At 67.8% G+C, this 16,033-nt stretch carries 15 protein-coding genes and 2 pseudogenes; 3 read left to right on the top strand and 14 right to left on the bottom strand.

Translation table 11 applies throughout. The annotated features are described in order from the left end of the window. The 5 genes and pseudogenes from RTM68_RS11565 to RTM68_RS11545 all read right to left on the bottom strand — a co-directional run. Positions 1-210: pseudogene (locus tag RTM68_RS11565) on the bottom strand (ABC transporter); the annotation flags it as partial. Positions 211-332: 122 nt separating this feature from the next. Further along, positions 333-485 carry a hypothetical protein gene (locus RTM68_RS11560; RefSeq protein WP_194765101.1) on the bottom strand — a complete coding sequence of 51 codons (153 nt, stop codon included), beginning with the start codon at positions 483-485 and terminating at the stop codon, positions 333-335. A gap of 105 nt (positions 486-590) precedes the next feature. Then, the gene (locus RTM68_RS11555; protein WP_312170987.1) at positions 591-1,520 is read right to left on the bottom strand and encodes a sugar ABC transporter permease; all 930 of its coding nucleotides are present in this window, start codon (positions 1,518-1,520) and stop codon (positions 591-593) included. Position 1,521: 1 nt separating this feature from the next. Then, a complete protein-coding gene (locus RTM68_RS11550) occupies positions 1,522-3,126 on the bottom strand; it encodes an ABC transporter permease subunit (RefSeq protein WP_312170984.1) in 1,605 nt (534 codons plus the stop codon). A 67-nt stretch (positions 3,127-3,193) separates the two neighbouring features. Then, positions 3,194-4,408: a maltose ABC transporter substrate-binding protein gene (locus RTM68_RS11545; protein ID WP_312170981.1), complete on the bottom strand. Its 1,215-nt coding sequence runs from the start codon at positions 4,406-4,408 to the stop codon at positions 3,194-3,196. A 189-nt stretch (positions 4,409-4,597) separates the two neighbouring features. Here RTM68_RS11545 and RTM68_RS11540 point away from each other — a divergent pair, with 189 nt between their 5' ends. Further along, on the top strand, positions 4,598-5,086 hold the full coding sequence (locus RTM68_RS11540; protein ID WP_194765097.1) for a YajQ family cyclic di-GMP-binding protein: 489 nt from the start codon (positions 4,598-4,600) through the stop codon (positions 5,084-5,086). Positions 5,087-5,425: 339 nt separating this feature from the next. On the opposite strand, the gene RTM68_RS11535 is transcribed toward RTM68_RS11540, so the two are convergent. Further along, positions 5,426-6,115 carry a GntR family transcriptional regulator gene (locus RTM68_RS11535; RefSeq protein WP_312170977.1) on the bottom strand — a complete coding sequence of 230 codons (690 nt, stop codon included), beginning with the start codon at positions 6,113-6,115 and terminating at the stop codon, positions 5,426-5,428. Positions 6,116-6,570: 455 nt separating this feature from the next. Here RTM68_RS11535 and RTM68_RS11530 point away from each other — a divergent pair, with 455 nt between their 5' ends. Further along, positions 6,571-7,206 (top strand): GntR family transcriptional regulator, encoded by a 636-nt coding sequence (locus RTM68_RS11530; protein WP_312170974.1) that lies wholly within the window; start codon positions 6,571-6,573, stop codon positions 7,204-7,206. 6 nt (positions 7,207-7,212) lie between these two features. Here RTM68_RS11530 and RTM68_RS11525 read toward each other — a convergent pair whose 3' ends face one another. The 6 genes from RTM68_RS11525 to RTM68_RS11500 all read right to left on the bottom strand — a co-directional run bounded on the left by RTM68_RS11525 (position 7,213) and on the right by RTM68_RS11500 (position 13,210). Continuing rightward, complete coding sequence (locus RTM68_RS11525; RefSeq protein WP_312170972.1) at positions 7,213-8,232, bottom strand: alpha/beta hydrolase; 1,020 nt, start codon at positions 8,230-8,232, stop codon at positions 7,213-7,215. 28 nt (positions 8,233-8,260) lie between these two features. Further along, the gene (locus tag RTM68_RS11520; RefSeq protein WP_312170970.1) at positions 8,261-9,304 is read right to left on the bottom strand and encodes a hypothetical protein; all 1,044 of its coding nucleotides are present in this window, start codon (positions 9,302-9,304) and stop codon (positions 8,261-8,263) included. Between the two features lie 62 nt (positions 9,305-9,366). Next, positions 9,367-10,740, bottom strand: a complete 1,374-nt coding sequence (locus RTM68_RS11515; RefSeq protein ID WP_312170969.1) for an FAD-dependent oxidoreductase — start codon at positions 10,738-10,740, stop codon at positions 9,367-9,369. Positions 10,741-10,797: 57 nt separating this feature from the next. Beyond that, the gene (locus RTM68_RS11510) at positions 10,798-11,859 is read right to left on the bottom strand and encodes a polyprenyl synthetase family protein (protein ID WP_194765092.1); all 1,062 of its coding nucleotides are present in this window, start codon (positions 11,857-11,859) and stop codon (positions 10,798-10,800) included. A 43-nt stretch (positions 11,860-11,902) separates the two neighbouring features. Then, on the bottom strand, positions 11,903-12,637 hold the full coding sequence (locus RTM68_RS11505; RefSeq protein WP_312170964.1) for a class I SAM-dependent methyltransferase: 735 nt from the start codon (positions 12,635-12,637) through the stop codon (positions 11,903-11,905). A gap of 9 nt (positions 12,638-12,646) precedes the next feature. After that, the gene (locus RTM68_RS11500) at positions 12,647-13,210 is read right to left on the bottom strand and encodes a hypothetical protein (RefSeq protein ID WP_312170963.1); all 564 of its coding nucleotides are present in this window, start codon (positions 13,208-13,210) and stop codon (positions 12,647-12,649) included. A 103-nt stretch (positions 13,211-13,313) separates the two neighbouring features. Here RTM68_RS11500 and RTM68_RS11495 point away from each other — a divergent pair, with 103 nt between their 5' ends. Next, positions 13,314-14,576 carry an isochorismate synthase gene (locus tag RTM68_RS11495; RefSeq protein ID WP_312170962.1) on the top strand — a complete coding sequence of 421 codons (1,263 nt, stop codon included), beginning with the start codon at positions 13,314-13,316 and terminating at the stop codon, positions 14,574-14,576. 100 nt (positions 14,577-14,676) lie between these two features. Here the strand turns inward: RTM68_RS11495 and RTM68_RS11490 are convergent, their stop codons facing one another. Both RTM68_RS11490 and RTM68_RS11485 read right to left on the bottom strand, forming a co-directional pair. Continuing rightward, positions 14,677-15,519, bottom strand: a complete 843-nt coding sequence (locus RTM68_RS11490; protein WP_312170959.1) for a polyphosphate kinase 2 family protein — start codon at positions 15,517-15,519, stop codon at positions 14,677-14,679. Positions 15,520-15,566: 47 nt separating this feature from the next. Then, positions 15,567-16,033: pseudogene (locus RTM68_RS11485) on the bottom strand (2-succinyl-5-enolpyruvyl-6-hydroxy-3-cyclohexene-1-carboxylate synthase); the annotation flags it as partial.

The raw sequence follows: 16,033 nt of genomic DNA, 5'->3' as shown, positions 1-16,033 counted from the left end.
GTCGCGCTCAGCGGCTTCGAAAGCCGCGAGATCGGGGTCGACCGCCGGATCGGCGGACGGGGTCGCGGCGTCGGCCGCGGTGGTCTCGGCCGGAGTGGCGGCGACGTCTGCACGCGCGGCCTCAGCGGCTTCGAGACCAGCGTTCGCGCTGTCGACGACGTCGTTGACGTCCTTCGGCCGCTCGGGCTGGGGAACCTCGGGGTCACTCATGGGGTGCGCCTCTCATCGGGTGTGTGCTCTGCGAGGTTACCGCCGCGGGACCGCGCCCGAACGCAGGCGTGCCGACGTGTCGCCATACCGCGTGATCACAGGGCAGGAGCGGCCTCGCCGCCTCAGGGGAACAGCGAACGGAGCGCGTCGCCGACGAACGCCTCCAGTGTCGGGAACATCGGGATCGCGAACCAGATCAGCGCCGCGACCACCCCCGTGCAGAACACCGCGGCGATCCAGCTCATCGCCGAATTGCGTCCCCCGATCCGTGCCATGAGACCCACCGTACGACCAGGCCCGACAACCGTCCGCTCGCAACGCCGAGACGGCGCGCGCACTCGGTCCTGGGCGCACGGTCTCGGGTGCGCGAGCCCGGGTGCTCAGCCCTTGGTCGCGCCCGCCGTCAGACCGCCCACGATGTACCGCTGCAGGAATAAGAACAGGATCATCACCGGAACGGCCGCCATGACGGCGCCCGCCGAGAACGCCGACCAGTCCGCGTAGCGCGGATTCGCGACGAGCTTGGTGAGGCCCACCACGAGCGTCTGCTGCTCGACGTCGACCAGCATGACGCTGGCGATCACGTACTCGTTGACCGTGCCGATGAACGACAGCAGCGCGACGACCGCGAGGATCGGTGCCACCAGCGGCAGGATCATCGTGAAGAAGATGCGCGCGTGGCCCGCGCCGTCGATGCGGGCGGCCTCGTCGAGCTCCATGGGGAGCGTGTTGAAGAAGCCGTACATCAGGTAGGTGTTCACGCCGAGCGCGCCTCCCAGGTACACGAGGATCAATCCCGTGTGCGTGTTGAGCCCGATCGCCGGGAACCAGTCGCCGAGCGTCGTCATGAGCAGGAAGATCGCGACCACCGCGAGCAGCTGCGGGAACATCTGGACCACGACGATCGTGACGAGGCCTATGCGCCGGCCCGCGAAACGCATGCGCGAGAAGGCATATGCCGCGCACGCGCCGATGAACACCGTGACCGCACCCGTCACGACGGCGACCAGGAGGGTGTTCAGGAACCACAGACCGTAGGGATTCTGCGGATCGCTGAGGATGCGTACGTAGCTGTCGATGCCGAACGCCGAGAACAGCTGGTTCGATCCGGTCAGCGTGCCGTTCGGGTTGAGCGACGCCGACACGACGTACAGCAGGGGGAAGAGCGCGAAGGCGCTGACGACGATCGCGACGACGTGACGCCATCCCGTGTCGGCGATCCAGAAGCGGAATCCGTGACGGCGTCGACGCGGGGCGCGGCCGGGCGAGACGGTCACGGAGGCGGCGGTGCTGAGGTCGGTGGTGCTCATGTCAGTTCAGCTCCTCGAGGGCCTTGGTCTTGCGGAAGCTGATGATCGAGATCGTCGCCACCACGATGAAGATGAGGATCGTGAAGGCGGATGCCAGGCCGTAGTCACGGGTCTGGCCCGTGAACGCCACCTTGTAGACCATCGAGATCAGGATGTCGGTGTGCCCGACGGGGATGCTGACGTCGTCGAACCGCGGCCCGCCCTTGGTCAGCATGTAGATGAGGTTGAAGTTGTTGAAGTTGAACGCGAACGAGGAGATCAGCAGTGGGGCCACCGTCACGAGCAGCAGCGGCAGCTTGATGCGACGGAAGATCTGCCACGGGTTCGCGCCGTCCATCACGGCGGCCTCGTTCACCTCGTCGGGGACGCCCTGCAGCGCTCCCATGCAGACGAGGAACATATAGGGGAAGCCGAGCCACAGGTTGACCAGGAGCACCGAGACCTTGGCGAGGGTCGGATCGGTGAGCCAGGGGATGTCCGCTCCCCCGAAGATGACCTGGTTGATGAAGCCGAAGCTCTCGTTCATCATTCCGGCCCACACGAGCGCCGACAGGAAGGCCGGGAAGGCGTACGGCAGGATCAGGATGATGCGGTAGCCGTTGCGGAACCGCATGCGGGTGTTGTTGAACACCAGCGCGAGCAGCAGTCCGAGGAAGAACGTCGTCGCCACCGACAGCAGCGCGAAGACGAACGTCCAGATCGTCACCGAGATCAGCGGGCCGCGGATGTTCTCGTCGCTCACCGCGCGGATGAAGTTGTCGAAGCCGACGGTGGTCTGCCAGCCGGGCATGAGCGTCGTGCCGTCGTCGGCGGTGAATGCGCCCTCTCCCGTGTCGGAGTAGACCGCGCCGGTGTCCGAATCGGTGATCGTGTCGGCATCCGCGTCGTACTCGAGCGTCGACACGTACAGATACCCGCTCTGCCCGTCGGGTGCGCGCAGGCTGCCGTCGTTGGGGTCGTCGCTGAACGGCACCGACAGCGCCTCGAGCTCTTCGGAGAGGGTGAAGACCGTCGCGAGCGGGAGCGTCGTCCAGCCGTCGACGGCGACGGCCCGTCCGCCCTCGAAGTCCGCGTCGACCTCCTGCAGCGACTGCTCGCTCGTGCCGAGCAGGGCGTCGCCGGATTCGGGATCGGTCACGAGCAGGCCGTACGTGCCGAACTGCTCGACCACGGTCACCGGGTAGGTGGCGGAGTCCTCGACCCGCTGCTGCGCCGACGCGAGCAGCGAGGAGATCGCCTGGTCCTTGGTGCCGTTGTGCCCGGTGCCGTAGTTCGTGAACCCGATGTAGCCGGTGTACAGCAGCGTGAACACCTGGAAGAGCACGAGGAAGATGATGCCCGGCGTCAGATACTTCGCCGGCACGCGCTTGCGTGAGAAGTAGATGTAGTTGACGAGGACCGTCACCGCGACGACGACCCCGAGGATCAGCCATTCCTGCTGTCCGAAGAGCACGAAGACCGCATAGAGCGCGATCGCGTCGACCACGGCCAGCAGCAGGATCTTCAGCAGCATCCATCCGATCGGTCCGGAGGCCGCCTCGGCGATCCTCGCGGCCTGGCGCTGGCGCTTGTTCAGTGGAGCCGTGGGCTCAGCGGTTTCTGTCATGTCGTCCCCGTCGTGAATCTGCCGGGGCGGACGAGGTCCGCCCCGGCAGGGATCGTGCTGAGTTGTGTTACTTGATCGCCGCGGTCACGTCGTCGACGAGCTTCTGCCACGTCGTCGTCGGGTCGGAGCCGTTGATGATGGCCGCCTCGGCGACACCCCAGAACTCCCAGACGGCACCCATCGCGGGGATCGCGGGCATCGGGACGGCGTCGGCACCGACGGCCTGGAAGCCGGCGATGATCGGGTCGGATGCGGCGGTGTCGGCAGCAGCGGTCAGCGCGGGGAGGATGTTGCCCGCCTCGAACAGCTCGAGCTGCACCTCTTCGGTGCCGAGGTAGTTCACGAGGAAGTCGTTCGCGGCCACCTTGTTCTTCGACTCGGAGCTGACGAAGAAGCCCTTCACGCCGGCGAACGGCGAGGCGGTCTCACCGGTGGGGCTGGGGACGGGGTCGATCGCGACGTTGATGCCTGCGTCGGTGGCGGCGCCGACGTTCCACGGACCGGTCAGCCAGAAGGCAGCGGTGCCGTCGAGGAACTGCTGCTTGGCGATCTCACCGTCGATGTCGGTGTTGAGCGTGCCCGCGGTGCCCTGAGCGGCGAGCCAGTCGGCGAAGGCGAAGCCGCCCTCGCTGCCGAGCTGCAGATCGGCGGCGTCGTAGCTGCCCGAGTCGTCGGTGCCGAAGACGGGGGCACCCGACGCGGTCTGGAACGGGTAGAGGTGGTAGGGGTTGCCCTCGGTGCCCTGCTCGACCACGAACGTGCCCTTCGAGACCATGTCGTCGAAGCTCGTGGGTGCAGTGGGGACCAGGTCGGCGTTGCGCAGCACGGCGATGTTCTCGACCGCGTACGGGAGCATGTACACCGTGCCCTCGTAGGTCGCGGCCTGCAGCGCGACGGGCAGGTAGTCGGCGGCGGAGTCGCCGAGCTCGAGCGGGGCGACGACACCGTTGGTCGACAGCTCGCCGAGCCAGTCGTGCGCGCCCATGACCACGTCGGGGCCCTTGCCGGTCGGCACCTGCTGGATGAAGTCGTCCTTCAAGTCGTCGACGGACTTGCCGACGAGCTCGACGGCGACGCCGGTCTTCTCCTCGTACGAGTCGGCCGCGGCCTGCAGTGCGTCCACGCGCTCGGCGTCGACCCACACGGTCAGCGTGCTGCCGCTGCCGCTGTCGCTCTCGGCTGCGTCGTCGCCTGCACCGCCGGTCGAGCAACCGGCAAGCGTAAGAGTCGAAACGATGGCGATGGCGCCGGCGGCGGCGATGCCCCTCTTGTTCACCTTCATTGGTGTGTGCCTCTCTGAGTGCTGATGACCTGCATGGACTGCAAGCGCTTACAGTATGCACAAGATTCTACCCGATTCCCAATGAATCGGAGCGCTGATACCAATCCGTGACCGGGAGTACGAGTGTCGACGACCATGGAAACGCTTCCAGATAAGCGTGGAATCGACCGGATCGATACACTTTGAGGTATGGCTGACAGTTCCTTTGACATCGTCTCGAAAGTGGATCACCAGGAGGCCGAGAACGCCCTGAACCAGGCCCGCAAGGAGATCGAGCAGCGCTACGACTTCAAGGGCACCGGCGCCTCGATCGCCTGGAGCGGTGAGCAGATCCTGATCATCGCCGGTACCGAGGAGCGCGCGAAGGCCGTTCTCGACGTCTTCCAGAGCAAGCTCATCAAGCGCGGCATCTCGCTCAAGAGCCTCGAGTCGGGCGATCCGTTCGCCAGCGGCAAGGAGTTCCGCATCGTCTCGACGCTCAAGGACGGCATCTCGTCGGAGAACGCGAAGAAGATCAACAAGCTCATCCGCGACGAGGGCCCCAAGGGCGTCAAGAGCCAGATCCAGGGCGACGAGCTGCGTGTGCAGTCCAAGAGCCGCGACGACCTGCAGTCGGTTATCGCCCTGCTCAAGGGCGCCGACCTCGACCTCGACCTGCAGTTCATCAACTACCGCTGATCAGGCGACGGATGAAGAGGGCGGATGCACGGCATCCGCCCCCTTCGTCGTGCAGCGGGTCGACGACGGTGCACGAGCATGCACACGTGAGCGCCCGTGCGCGCAGGAGATTCAGCGGTTCGCGGAAGGCGACGATTCCCTGGGGAGGGTTGTGGGTCTTGCTGACACTCTTCCCCAAAAGGCCACCAGCAAGACCCGCAAGTAGGCCATCACCCCAGAAGCGCGCGATCGGCACCCCAGCCAGATACGCATCGACGATCCTACTTGTATGCCAGTATACAAGTGCCGCCACGGGGATCGTCAAGAGAAGAAACTGCCAACCGCCGACTGAATCGCGCGCTACTGCTCAGCGGGATCCGCGTGGTCCTGATCGGGGGCGAGCCGGAAGTTGGCTGCGGTCTGAATCGCCACCTTCGCGGCGCCGACATCCCGCGCACGAAGCGCGGCGACGAGTGCGACCTGCGCGGCGCCGAGCAGGTTCGTATCCACCCACCGGGGCATGGACAGCCCACCCAACCGGATCATGTGAACGGTGAGCGCGACGCTCTTCACGAGAAGCGGATTGGTCGATTTGGTGACGAGGACTGCGAACAGGTTGTAGTTCGCTTGCGCAGCGCTTCCCGCGTCTCCGCGGCGTGCCGCCTCGCGGAAGTCCTCGATGTTCGCCTGCATGAGCTCGAGGTCAGCGGCGTCGATGAGAGCGACCGTCTCATCGGCTGCGGCCATCATGAGCGCCTCCCACACGACGAGAGCGTGCCGGATGGTCTGCTCGGAGACCAGCACGACTCGAGAAGTCCGACCGGCCGACGCCTCGACCAACCCGAGCTCTCTGAGCCGCTGGATCGCCTCTCGCGCCGGCGTCCGGGAGACGCCGTACTTCTTGGCGATGTCATTCTCGCTGACCGGGTCACCGGGCGCGATCTCTCCGTCATAGATCGAGGCGAGCATGTCTTCGAACACCTGGAACGCGGAACTGTTCGCGAATGCGCCAGACGGCAGCGCCAAGAGAGCCCGCTGCCGTTTGTCCACGATCCCACGCTAGCCGACGTCACTGCTCACGACCGGATCGCCGGGCGGGCCGGCGGACGCCTCTTTCCGGACCCCACCCACGGATCCCATTCCGATATATGGGGCCGGGTGCCCGAGACTGGAAACAGCCGCATCTCGGTGTGGTTGACGATGCGTCGATGCATGACGCGCTGCCGAACCACGGTCCGCGTTGCGGATCATGGTTCCCGCCTTGTGGGGACTGGGCGCAGTGCAGCTCCGTGCACGACATCGTTCGTGGCCGGCGGGCGTCCCACGCCCGCCGGCCACAGATTCCTGTCAACGAATCCCCCGAGGATGCACCGCCGACGAGCCCCCGAAAGCCCGCCGGAAAATGCACCTGTGGATTATTGGCATCGCGACCGAGTTCGTGATGTAGTGAGCGTCCGGGCACATCTTGGGGGGCCCGGAAGTGGACATGCAACTGGGGGCAATCCATGATCAGCAACAGCTCGATGACGAGTATTCGAGAGAGCAAGCAGTTATTGGCAGAGGAGGTCTTCCAGCACATCGGGGCGCAGATCGTCGACGGCGTGCTGGAACCCGGGCATCGCATCCGCGATGTCGACGTCGCCGAAGAACTGCACGTGTCGCGCACACCGGTGCGCGAGGCGCTGCAGCGGCTCGAGCGACTCGGACTCGTCACGATGTATCCGAGCAGGTACACCGAGGTCACCACCGTCACACCCGAGGTGGTCGAGCAGACGCTCGAGTTCGCGGGCTATCAGGCCGGCGTCTCCGCCCGCATGGGGGTGGGCCGGATGACGCAGGACGAGCGCGAGGAGCTCGCGACTCTCGTCGACAGGATGTGCAGTGCACTCGACGACGGCGAGCAGCTGTCCGACGCACGCTGGGAGGTCTTCTCGTTCCTCAGCGATCGCAGCCGCAACGTCCAGCACCAGGTGCTCATCAATGACGCGAGCATGGCGCTGTTCCGCAATCTCCGCTCGTGGACCCTGGCCGAAGGGGACCGTGCGCGCATGTTGCAGGTCTACCGCGATTTCCGCGCGGCGGTGCTGAGCGGCGATGCCGATGACGCAGAGCGCCTCGCTCGCGCGATGTACTACGTGTGAAGCCGTTCAGCCCACGGCCGACCAGCCTCTGACCCACCGATCGAGACGACGATACGCTTCCTCTCTCGCCTCATGGCGAGAGAGGAAGACATCGTGCAGAGCACCGTCGATCCGCTCGACCGTGACCGAGGCTCCGAGCTTCAGCGCCGCGCGAGCGATGTCGTCGACGACCAGCACGGAGTCAGCACGGGTCAGATCCTCCGACCACCGCGTGGGAGTCGCCGATCTCGACGACAGCAACACGCACACGGGCGCATCGATCGTGAGCCCGTGCGCCACCGTCGCGTGTCCCGTCAGGATCGCGTGGAACCATCCGGCGTGCACCGCCATCGTCTGCGCAGGGCGCCACAGCGGGTTGGTCTCGACCGGGTCATCAGGGTCGGCCACCTCCTGCTGTGCGCGGGTGTAGAAGCCGAGGTCGACCTGGGGCGCCACCTCGCGGGGTGCCCAGCGCGCCTGGAGTTCCGCGACGGGTGCGATCAGCGGCCTGGCCGACGCGACCTGGAACTCGAGCCACGGGCTGTTCAGGATCACGGCGTCCGCCGTGTCGGGATGACGCGACGCCCATAGGCTGAGCGTGAGCCCACCGGTCGAGTGACCGAGCAGAACGAGTCGACGCGTCGAGGATGCTCCCTCCGCACCGCGCCCCATGGCATCGAGGGCTGCAGCGATGTCTTCGTCGTAGGTCGCGAGGTCGGTGATGTACCCGGGCGTCTGGCCCTCGCGCAGACTCCGGCCGTACTTGCGCAGGTCGAGCGCGAAGAAACGCGCGCCACGGGCGGTCCAGAACCGAGCGAGCCTCTTCTGGAAGAAATAGTCGGACCATCCATGCACATACAGCACATCGACGTCGTGCAGCGGCCTGCGCCGCAGCGCACTCCCCCACCGGCGAAGATCCCACCACGGCTGCTCGCCCGGAAGCGCGCGCACGAGGGTGGCGACGACTGCCCCCTCGTCGTCCTCTCCGAGCTCGAGCGTCAGCTGCTCGAACTCGTCGCCGAGGACGTCGGGTCTCCAGTCAGCCATGCGGCCAGGCTAGCCCACGACCGGATGACTACTGCGGAGCGGGCTGGCCGATGGTCAGGCTGCGGACGACTGCCGCCGCAAGCGGTGACGGGTCGGAAGCACCGGATCCGTCGTCGTATGTCATGACTCTGACCCAATCCATGCCCACGTGCACATCGAGAATGCTCTCGCCGTGCACGCCGGTGCTCGCCTTCGCGGCATCCGCTCCCTCGACCTCGGTAGGAGTCCCTGTGAGCGTGTCGAATGCCCAGGCGCCGGCGGGAAGCGCAGTGATCATGAGGTGGCTCGAGATCGATCCGAGGTCACCACCCGCAGAGGTGAAATAGCAGATCCGGGATCCGTTCACGACCTGGTAGACCTCCGCCGGTATCCCCCATCCGCCGAAGTCGTTGAACAGCACGGACTCCTCCCCGACGAGTTCACTCACCTGTTGCTCGGTGATGAACCTCTCGCAGGGCGCTCCGACGATGTCGCTGCCGACCTGATCGACGTCGTGCACGGTCGTGGCCGCAGCGGCCGCGAGGCGGCGCATCGCCTCGTCCGCGCGCGCCGAATCCGCGGCTGTCAGAGCGGGGTCGTACACGATGGCGGAGAGCAGCACGTCGCCGTCGGGGAACTCGAACGAGCACATGCCCGCCCCGCACGTGGCTTGCTCGCCGTGGTAGCCCTGGCGTTCGGTCGCACCCTCGATCACGGCCTGCGCATCGGGCACGATCGTCACCTCCCAGTTGCGGGCCTCGTCACCGGCGGAACACGCGATGCCGCCGGCGCGCTGGAACATGTACTGAGCCGGTCCCGGGATCCAGCTCATCGTCGACACCACCGACAGCGCGGGCGCGACGGGCGTCGACGGCTCTCCGACGAGGGCGAGCATCTCGGCCGCGACGTCGTCGCAGGTCACATCGAAGGCCGGCTCCGGCGCCGTGATCGGCTCGGGCGTCGGGGTGGGAGTCGAGGTCTCGGACACGGACGCTGAGGTGGTCGGCTCCGGCTTCGAGGTGGGCTCCGCCGTGCATCCGGCGAGAAGGATCACGGCGGCGGTGCCGAGAACGAGAAGTGCACGCAGACGCATGCGCCCAGCCTAAAGACGTGTGCCCTCCGACGAGCGAAGGGCACACAACGATTCTGTGACGGTCACTCGCCTCGTGAGACGCGCACCATCTCGTCACGCGGCACGACCTTGACGCGGGCACGCTCGTGCGGTGCGCCGAGAGAGATCTCGTGCTCGTCGAGGCGGTGCCAGCCGTCGAGGTCCGTCCACTTCACGCCGCGCTCCTGCAGCAGCGCGGGGATCGCCTCTTCGGACGGGTCCTCCGGGTGCCACCACGAGCCCTGGTCGTTGATGATGTGACGCACGGTCTCCATCGCATCCGACTTGGTGTGGCCGATCAGGCCGACGGGTCCGCGCTTGATCCAGCCGGTCGCGTAGATGCCGGTCATCTGCTGGTTCGAGTCCTTCGCGAGCACCTGGCCCTCGCGGTTCGGGATCACACCGTGCTTCTTGTCGAAGGGCACGTCGGGCAGCGGCGAGCCGAAGTACCCGATGGCACGGTACATCGCCTGCAGCGGAACCTCGCGTATCTCGCCGGTGCCCACGGCGCCGCCCTGACCGTCGGGCTTCGTGCGCTCGTAGACGAGCGCGGCGACGCGCCCTGCTTCGTCCTTGCGGACCTCGACCGGACGGGCCCAGAAGTGCAGGTGCAGACGACGTGATGCGGTGCCGCCGGCGTTGTTGACCGAATCGCGCTTGCGCCACGACTGCAGGATGCGGTCGATGACCATGACCTGCTTATTGCTCGACACGGCATCCTTCGATGCTTCGTCGTAGTCGAAGTCCTCGTCGTAGACGACCATGTCGACGTCGCGCAGTTCGCCGAGCTCTCGCAGCTCGAGCGGCGTGAACTTCACCTGAGCGGGTCCGCGGCGTCCGAAGACGTGCACATCGGTGACCTCGCTGGCCTTGAGCCCCTCGTAGACGTTCTCGGGGACCTCGGTGACGAGCAGATCCTCGGCGTGCTTCGCCAGCATGCGCGCGACGTCGAGAGCGACGTTGCCGTTGCCCAGCACGCCGACCGAAGCGGCGTCCAGCGGCCACTCGCGCGGCACGTCGGGGTGGCCGTCGAACCAGCTGACGTAGTCGGCGGCGCCGTACGAGGCGACCGCGTCGATGCCGGGGATGTCGAGGGTGGTGTCGCGGATCGCGCCCGTGGCGAAGATCACCGCGTTGTAGTGCTTCTTGAGGTCGTCGAGCGTGATGTCCTCACCGAAGCGCACGTTGCCGAACAGGCGGATGTCACCGCGGTCGAGCACGTCGCGCAGCGCGTTGATGATGCCCTTGATGCGCGGGTGGTCGGGCGCGACGCCGTAGCGGACGAGTCCGTAGGGCGCCGGCAGCTGCTCGAAGAGATCGATCGAGACGTCGAACTTGCGCTCGGCCTTCAGCAGGATGTCGGCGGCGTAGATGCCGGCCGGGCCCGCTCCGACGATGGCCAGTCTGAGCTTGGTCATAGGGGGTCCTTTCGTGAGCCGTCACGTCAGGTGCATGCGGCGCGGGCCGCGGCACGATCAGCTGGAGCGTTCGACGAGGGTCTCGGCGAAGCGCGTCAGCGCCTCGCGCACGGTGCCACGCGGAAGCGGGGCGAGCGCGTCGATCGCATCCTGAGTCCAGGAATGCGCGAGCGCGAGGGTCTTCTGGGTGCCTGCGTGATCGCGCAGCTCGGTGAGCGGTCCGTCGAGGATCGACGGGTCCGCTCCCTCGGCGATGCGGGCGACGCCGTCGTCGATGCGCGCGGCGAGGTCGATCGACGCGTCATCGGTCTCGGCCTTGAGCAGCAGATACGGCATGGTGGGCACGCCGGCGCGCAGGTCGGTGCCGGGCACCTTGCCGGTGTCCTCAGGCTTGGCCGAGAGGTCGATCACGTCGTCGAGCAGCTGGAACGCCACGCCGATCTTCTCGCCGTAGACGCGCAGCGGCTCTTCGTACTGCGCGGGCGCGTTCGAGAAGATGACGCCGCCCTGCGTGGCCGCCGCGATCAGAGAGCCGGTCTTGTCGGCCAGCACCTGGATGTAGAACTCGATGGGGTCGTCGTCGGGCTGCGCACCGATCGTCTCGTGCATCTGCCCGAGGACGAGTCGCTCGAACGTGTCGGCCTGCAGGCGGATCGCTCGCTCGCCCAGACGAGACATCAGCTGGCTCGCACGCGAGAACAGGATGTCGCCGGTGAGGATGGCGATGTTGTTGCCCCACACCGTCTGTGCCGCGGGCACACCGCGGCGACGGTCGGCGCCGTCCATGACGTCGTCGTGGTACAGCGAGCCGAGGTGGGTGATCTCGAGCGCCTTGGCGACGTCGATCACCTGTTCGGTGTTGCCGTCGCCGAGCTGGGCCGCGAGCAGCGTGAGCACGGGACGGATGCGCTTGCCACCGGCCTCGTACAGATACCGACTCGCGGCGTCGGCCAGCGGGTCGGCGACGCGCACGTCGTCGGCGAGGCCCGTCTCGACCTTCTCGAGACCGTCTTCGATCGCCTGCGCGACGCGACGGCCCGCAGTGCCGATGAAGACACGGTCGCTGAAACCGAGACGGCTCGCCAGTCGCGAACCAGGGGCTACGCGGCTCGAAGTCACGCTCTCACCCTACCGTCGTCAGGCGTGCTGGTTCTCGACGTGCTCACGCGGATGCGCTCGCTTCGGGCTTGCGTGCACGGTGCAGGGCCACGATGCCGAAGGAGAGGTTGCGGTACGCGACGTCGGTCCAGCCGGCCTCGCGGATCCATGAGGCGAGCTTCTTCTGGTCGGGCCAGTCGCGGATCGACTCGTTGAGGTAGTCGTAGGCGTCGCCGTTGGTCCCCGCGACGCGGGCCACACGCGGCAGCACCTGCGAGTTGTAGAAGCGGTACCCGGCGCGGAAGAGTCCGCTCGGCGGCGTGGAGAACTCGTTGATGATGAGGCGACCGCCAGGCTTGGTCACGCGGAGCAGCTCGCGCAGCGCCTTCTTCGGGTCGTTCACGTTGCGCAGCGCGTACGACATCGTGACGGCGTCGAACTCCTCGTCATCGAAAGGCAGATCAGTGGCATCCGCCTGGACGAACGAGAGGTTGCGGAGGCTGCCGTGGCGGCGCTGCCCCTCGGCGAGCATGCCCGGCGAGAAGTCGGCGGCGACGACCTGCGCCCCGCTGCGCGCGAGGGATGCCGACGACGACGCGGTGCCCGCACCGAGGTCGAGGATCTTCTCCCCCGGCTTCGGAGCGACGGCGCGGGTCGTGGCCGCACGCCAGAGTGCGTCGTTGCCGACGGTCATCGCGGTGTTCGTGCGGTCGTAGCCCGCGGCGACCTGGTCGAACATGCCGCTGACGCGGGCGGGGTCCTTGCCGAGATCGGCGCGGTTGGCTTCGTTCGGGGTCACGGGTCCAGTCTAGGCGCGAGCCCTGGGCGCCAGCCGCAGAGCATCCAGACGATCGAGCCAGACGTCGGCGGTCGCGTCGTCGAAGGGAGCCGTCTGCGCCCGAACCCTGTGCTCGAGGTCGAGCGCGAGGTCTTCGAGCCGCGTCATGACGTCGGCCGGATACCCGAACCGCGCACTGTGCTCAGCCCACTCGTCACGATCGTCGACCCAGGTGCCGCGCTCTCCGATGACACGCACGACGTCGAGGTCCATGTCGATCCCGACCGCGAGCAGCGGATCGTCGGACCAGCCGATGTCCCACCCGAGGTCGATGTAGACGCGCATCCCCTTCGGGTGGTCGCGGTTCACCGTCAGCGCGTAGTCGGGCTGCCGCGGGATGAGAGTGACGTTCGGGGTTGCCGCGTCGAAAGCCGCACCCGGACGTGCGCTGTGCCACCCCGTGGGCTGCCCGACCCAGTCGCCCCAGTCGTCGGAGCCGAGGTAGACGCACTCGTGGCGCCAGTGCGGAGAGCCGTCCCACTTGCTCCACTGGAAGACCATCTCGGCGCCGGGGGCGGGGCGTGCGTCACTCATGGCCCCAGCGTAAGCCGAGGTGGGAGTGATGGGCGGGCAGTGCGGCATCGCATGCAGGGCGGGCCACGGAGCCGGACGCGAGCCGGGGAACTAGGCTGGAGAGGTGAGCAGCAGGCTGGTCGTGGAGACTCGTGAGATCGATCCGGTCGAGGATCTCCTGGCCTATGCCGACCCGGCGAATCCCCTCGCGTGGCTGCGCCGCGGCGACGGCATCGTGGCGGTCGACGGCGGCATCGTGGCGACCATCAGGATTCCCGCGGGCACTGAGCAGCTGCGATCCCAGGCGATCGCGACCGCATGGCGCGACCTCGCACAGGATGCGGAGATCACCGATCCCCTGACGTTGCCGGGCACGGGGCTCGTGGCCTTCGGAGCGCTGACATTCGACGAGGACTCGGCAGCGGACAGCGTGCTGATCGTGCCGTCGCTGATCGTCGGCAGGCACCGCGGCCGGACGTGGGCCACGAGCATCCGACGCTCGGCCAGCACCGACACCGGGTTCCCGGATGCCGCGACGCAGGCGTATGGGCCGCACTGGGCGGGCACGGTGGGTCCGGGCGACCAGAGTCCGCAGGGGTATCAGGATTCCGTGCGACGCGCACTCGAGCGCATCGGGGCGGGTGAGCTGAGCAAGGTCGTGCTGGCGCGCGACCTCACCGGCAGCATCCCGGCCGGGTCGGACCTGCGCCGACTCGTGCGCGCGCTGTCGACCGGCTACCCCGACACCTGGGCGTTCGCCGTCGACCGGCTGATCGGCGCGAGCCCCGAGACCCTCGTCACGGTGCAGGAGCGCACCGTGACCGCACGCGTGCTGGCCGGGACGATCGGACGCGGCGCCGACGCGGATGCCGACACCGAAGCATCCGCTCATCTGGCCTCGAGCACGAAGGATCTCGACGAGCACCAGTACGCCGTGCAGAGCGTGCTCGCGTCACTGCGTCCGCACACACGGGCCCTCGCCGCGAGCGAGCAGCCGTTCCTGCTGAAGCTGCCGAATCTCTTCCACCTGGCGACCGACGTCGAGGGAGAACTGGCCGACGGCGGCTCGTCGCTCGACCTGGTGGGTGCCCTGCATCCGACGGCCGCCGTCGCCGGCACACCGACCCCCGCGGCCATCGCGGCGATCCGCGAGCTGGAGCCGTTCGACCGCGGGCGCTACGCCGGCCCGGTCGGCTGGGTCGATGCCGCCGGCAACGGAGAGTGGGCCATCGCGCTGCGCTGTGCGCAGTTCACGACCGCCGGCGAGGGCGCCGAACTGGCCGTCACCGCCTACGCGGGGGCCGGGATCGTGGCGGGGTCGGATCCCGAGTCGGAGCTGCTCGAGACCCGGGTCAAGTTCCGCCCGCTGGTCGACGCGCTCGCCTGAGTCGGCGGGGTCGCTCGGCGCGTTTCGTCTCGGGGCTCCGCTCCTCGCTCAACGACCGGGGGGTGTGTGCGGGGTCGCTCGGCGCTCGACGACCGGGGGCTCAGCTCGCGGCGAGGCGCTTCTTCTCGGCCTCGACGTCGAAGTCGGCGGCAGGCCACTGCGGGTCGATGCCCTGCAGTGCGGCGAGAAGCAGCTCCTGCACGGCCAACCGCGCGTACCACTTGTGGTTCGCCGGGATCACGTGCCAGGGTGCCACCGACGTCGAGGTGCGCTCGAACACCGTCTGATAAGCCGCCATGTATCGGTCCCACAGCAGACGCTCGTCGACATCGCCCGGGTTGTACTTCCAGTGCTTGTCGGGCCGGTCGAGACGTTCCATGAGCCGTGACTTCTGCTCGTCGGGCGAGATGTGCAGCATGACCTTGACGATGCGGGTTCCCGCGGCCGCCGCCTGCGCCTCGAACTCGTTGATCGCGTCGTAGCGGCGCTCGATCTCGTCGGCCGGGGCGAGCGAGCGCACCCGCCCGATGAGCACGTCTTCGTAGTGCGAGCGGTCGAAGACGCCGATGTAGCCGGGCTGAGGCAGTCTCGGCGCGACCCGCCAGAGGAAGTCGTGGGCGCGTTCCTCGTCGGTCGGCGCCTTGAACGCCGTGAGCGCCACGCCCTGTGGGTCGACCCCGCCCACGACGTGCCTCACGATCCCGCCTTTGCCGGCCGAGTCCATCGCCTGCAGGATCAGCAGCACCGAGTCCTTCGCGACCCCGACCCGGCTCTCGGCGAACAGGCGCTCCTGCAGATCGTTGAGCTCGTCGAGACCGCTCGCGAGGTCACGGGCCCCGTCGGCCTTCTTGCCGTGATAGCCCGGCGTGCTCGACGGATCGACGTCAGCGAGACGGAAGCCGTCGCCCACCTGCAGGATCTGGGACCACGCGTGCGCATTCATCCGTTCATCCTGCCCGGGCGCGCGGCGGACCACAACGTCGAGAGGGTTCAGCGCGTGAGCGGGACCTCGATCAGCTGACGCCCACCGGCCGGGGTGGTCAGTGCCTGATCGAGAGCCGTGCGGGTGGTGATGCGCTGGTACTCCCACCCGTATGCGAGGGCGAGCTGCTCGAGCCGCACGGTGTGCGGGGTGTAGAACGCGCGATCGAGGTCGGCGCGGGCCGCGGTGGATGCCACCTCGAGCCCGTCGAAGATCGTGCCGCCGCCGTCGTTGCCGACGATGACCTGCAGGCGCGGTTCGTCTTCGTCGGGCGGCAGCAGCAGCGGGCCGACGTCGTGCAGGAAGGCGAGATCGCCGAGGAGCACACGCGTGACACCCGGCGCTCCCCCTGCCTGACTGGCCAGGGCGATGCCGGTCGCCGTCGCGATCGTGCCGTCGATGCCGGCGAGCCCGCGGTTCGCGTGCACGGGCACCTTCTTGCCGCCGAGCACGCCGTCGGCCACGCGCACCAGTC

Source organism: Microbacterium sp. (assembly GCF_031988965.1).
Lineage (GTDB): Bacteria > Actinomycetota > Actinomycetes > Actinomycetales > Microbacteriaceae > Microbacterium.
The sequence above is the reverse complement of the archived record's forward strand: the minus strand, read 5'-3'. Positions and strand labels throughout refer to the sequence as shown.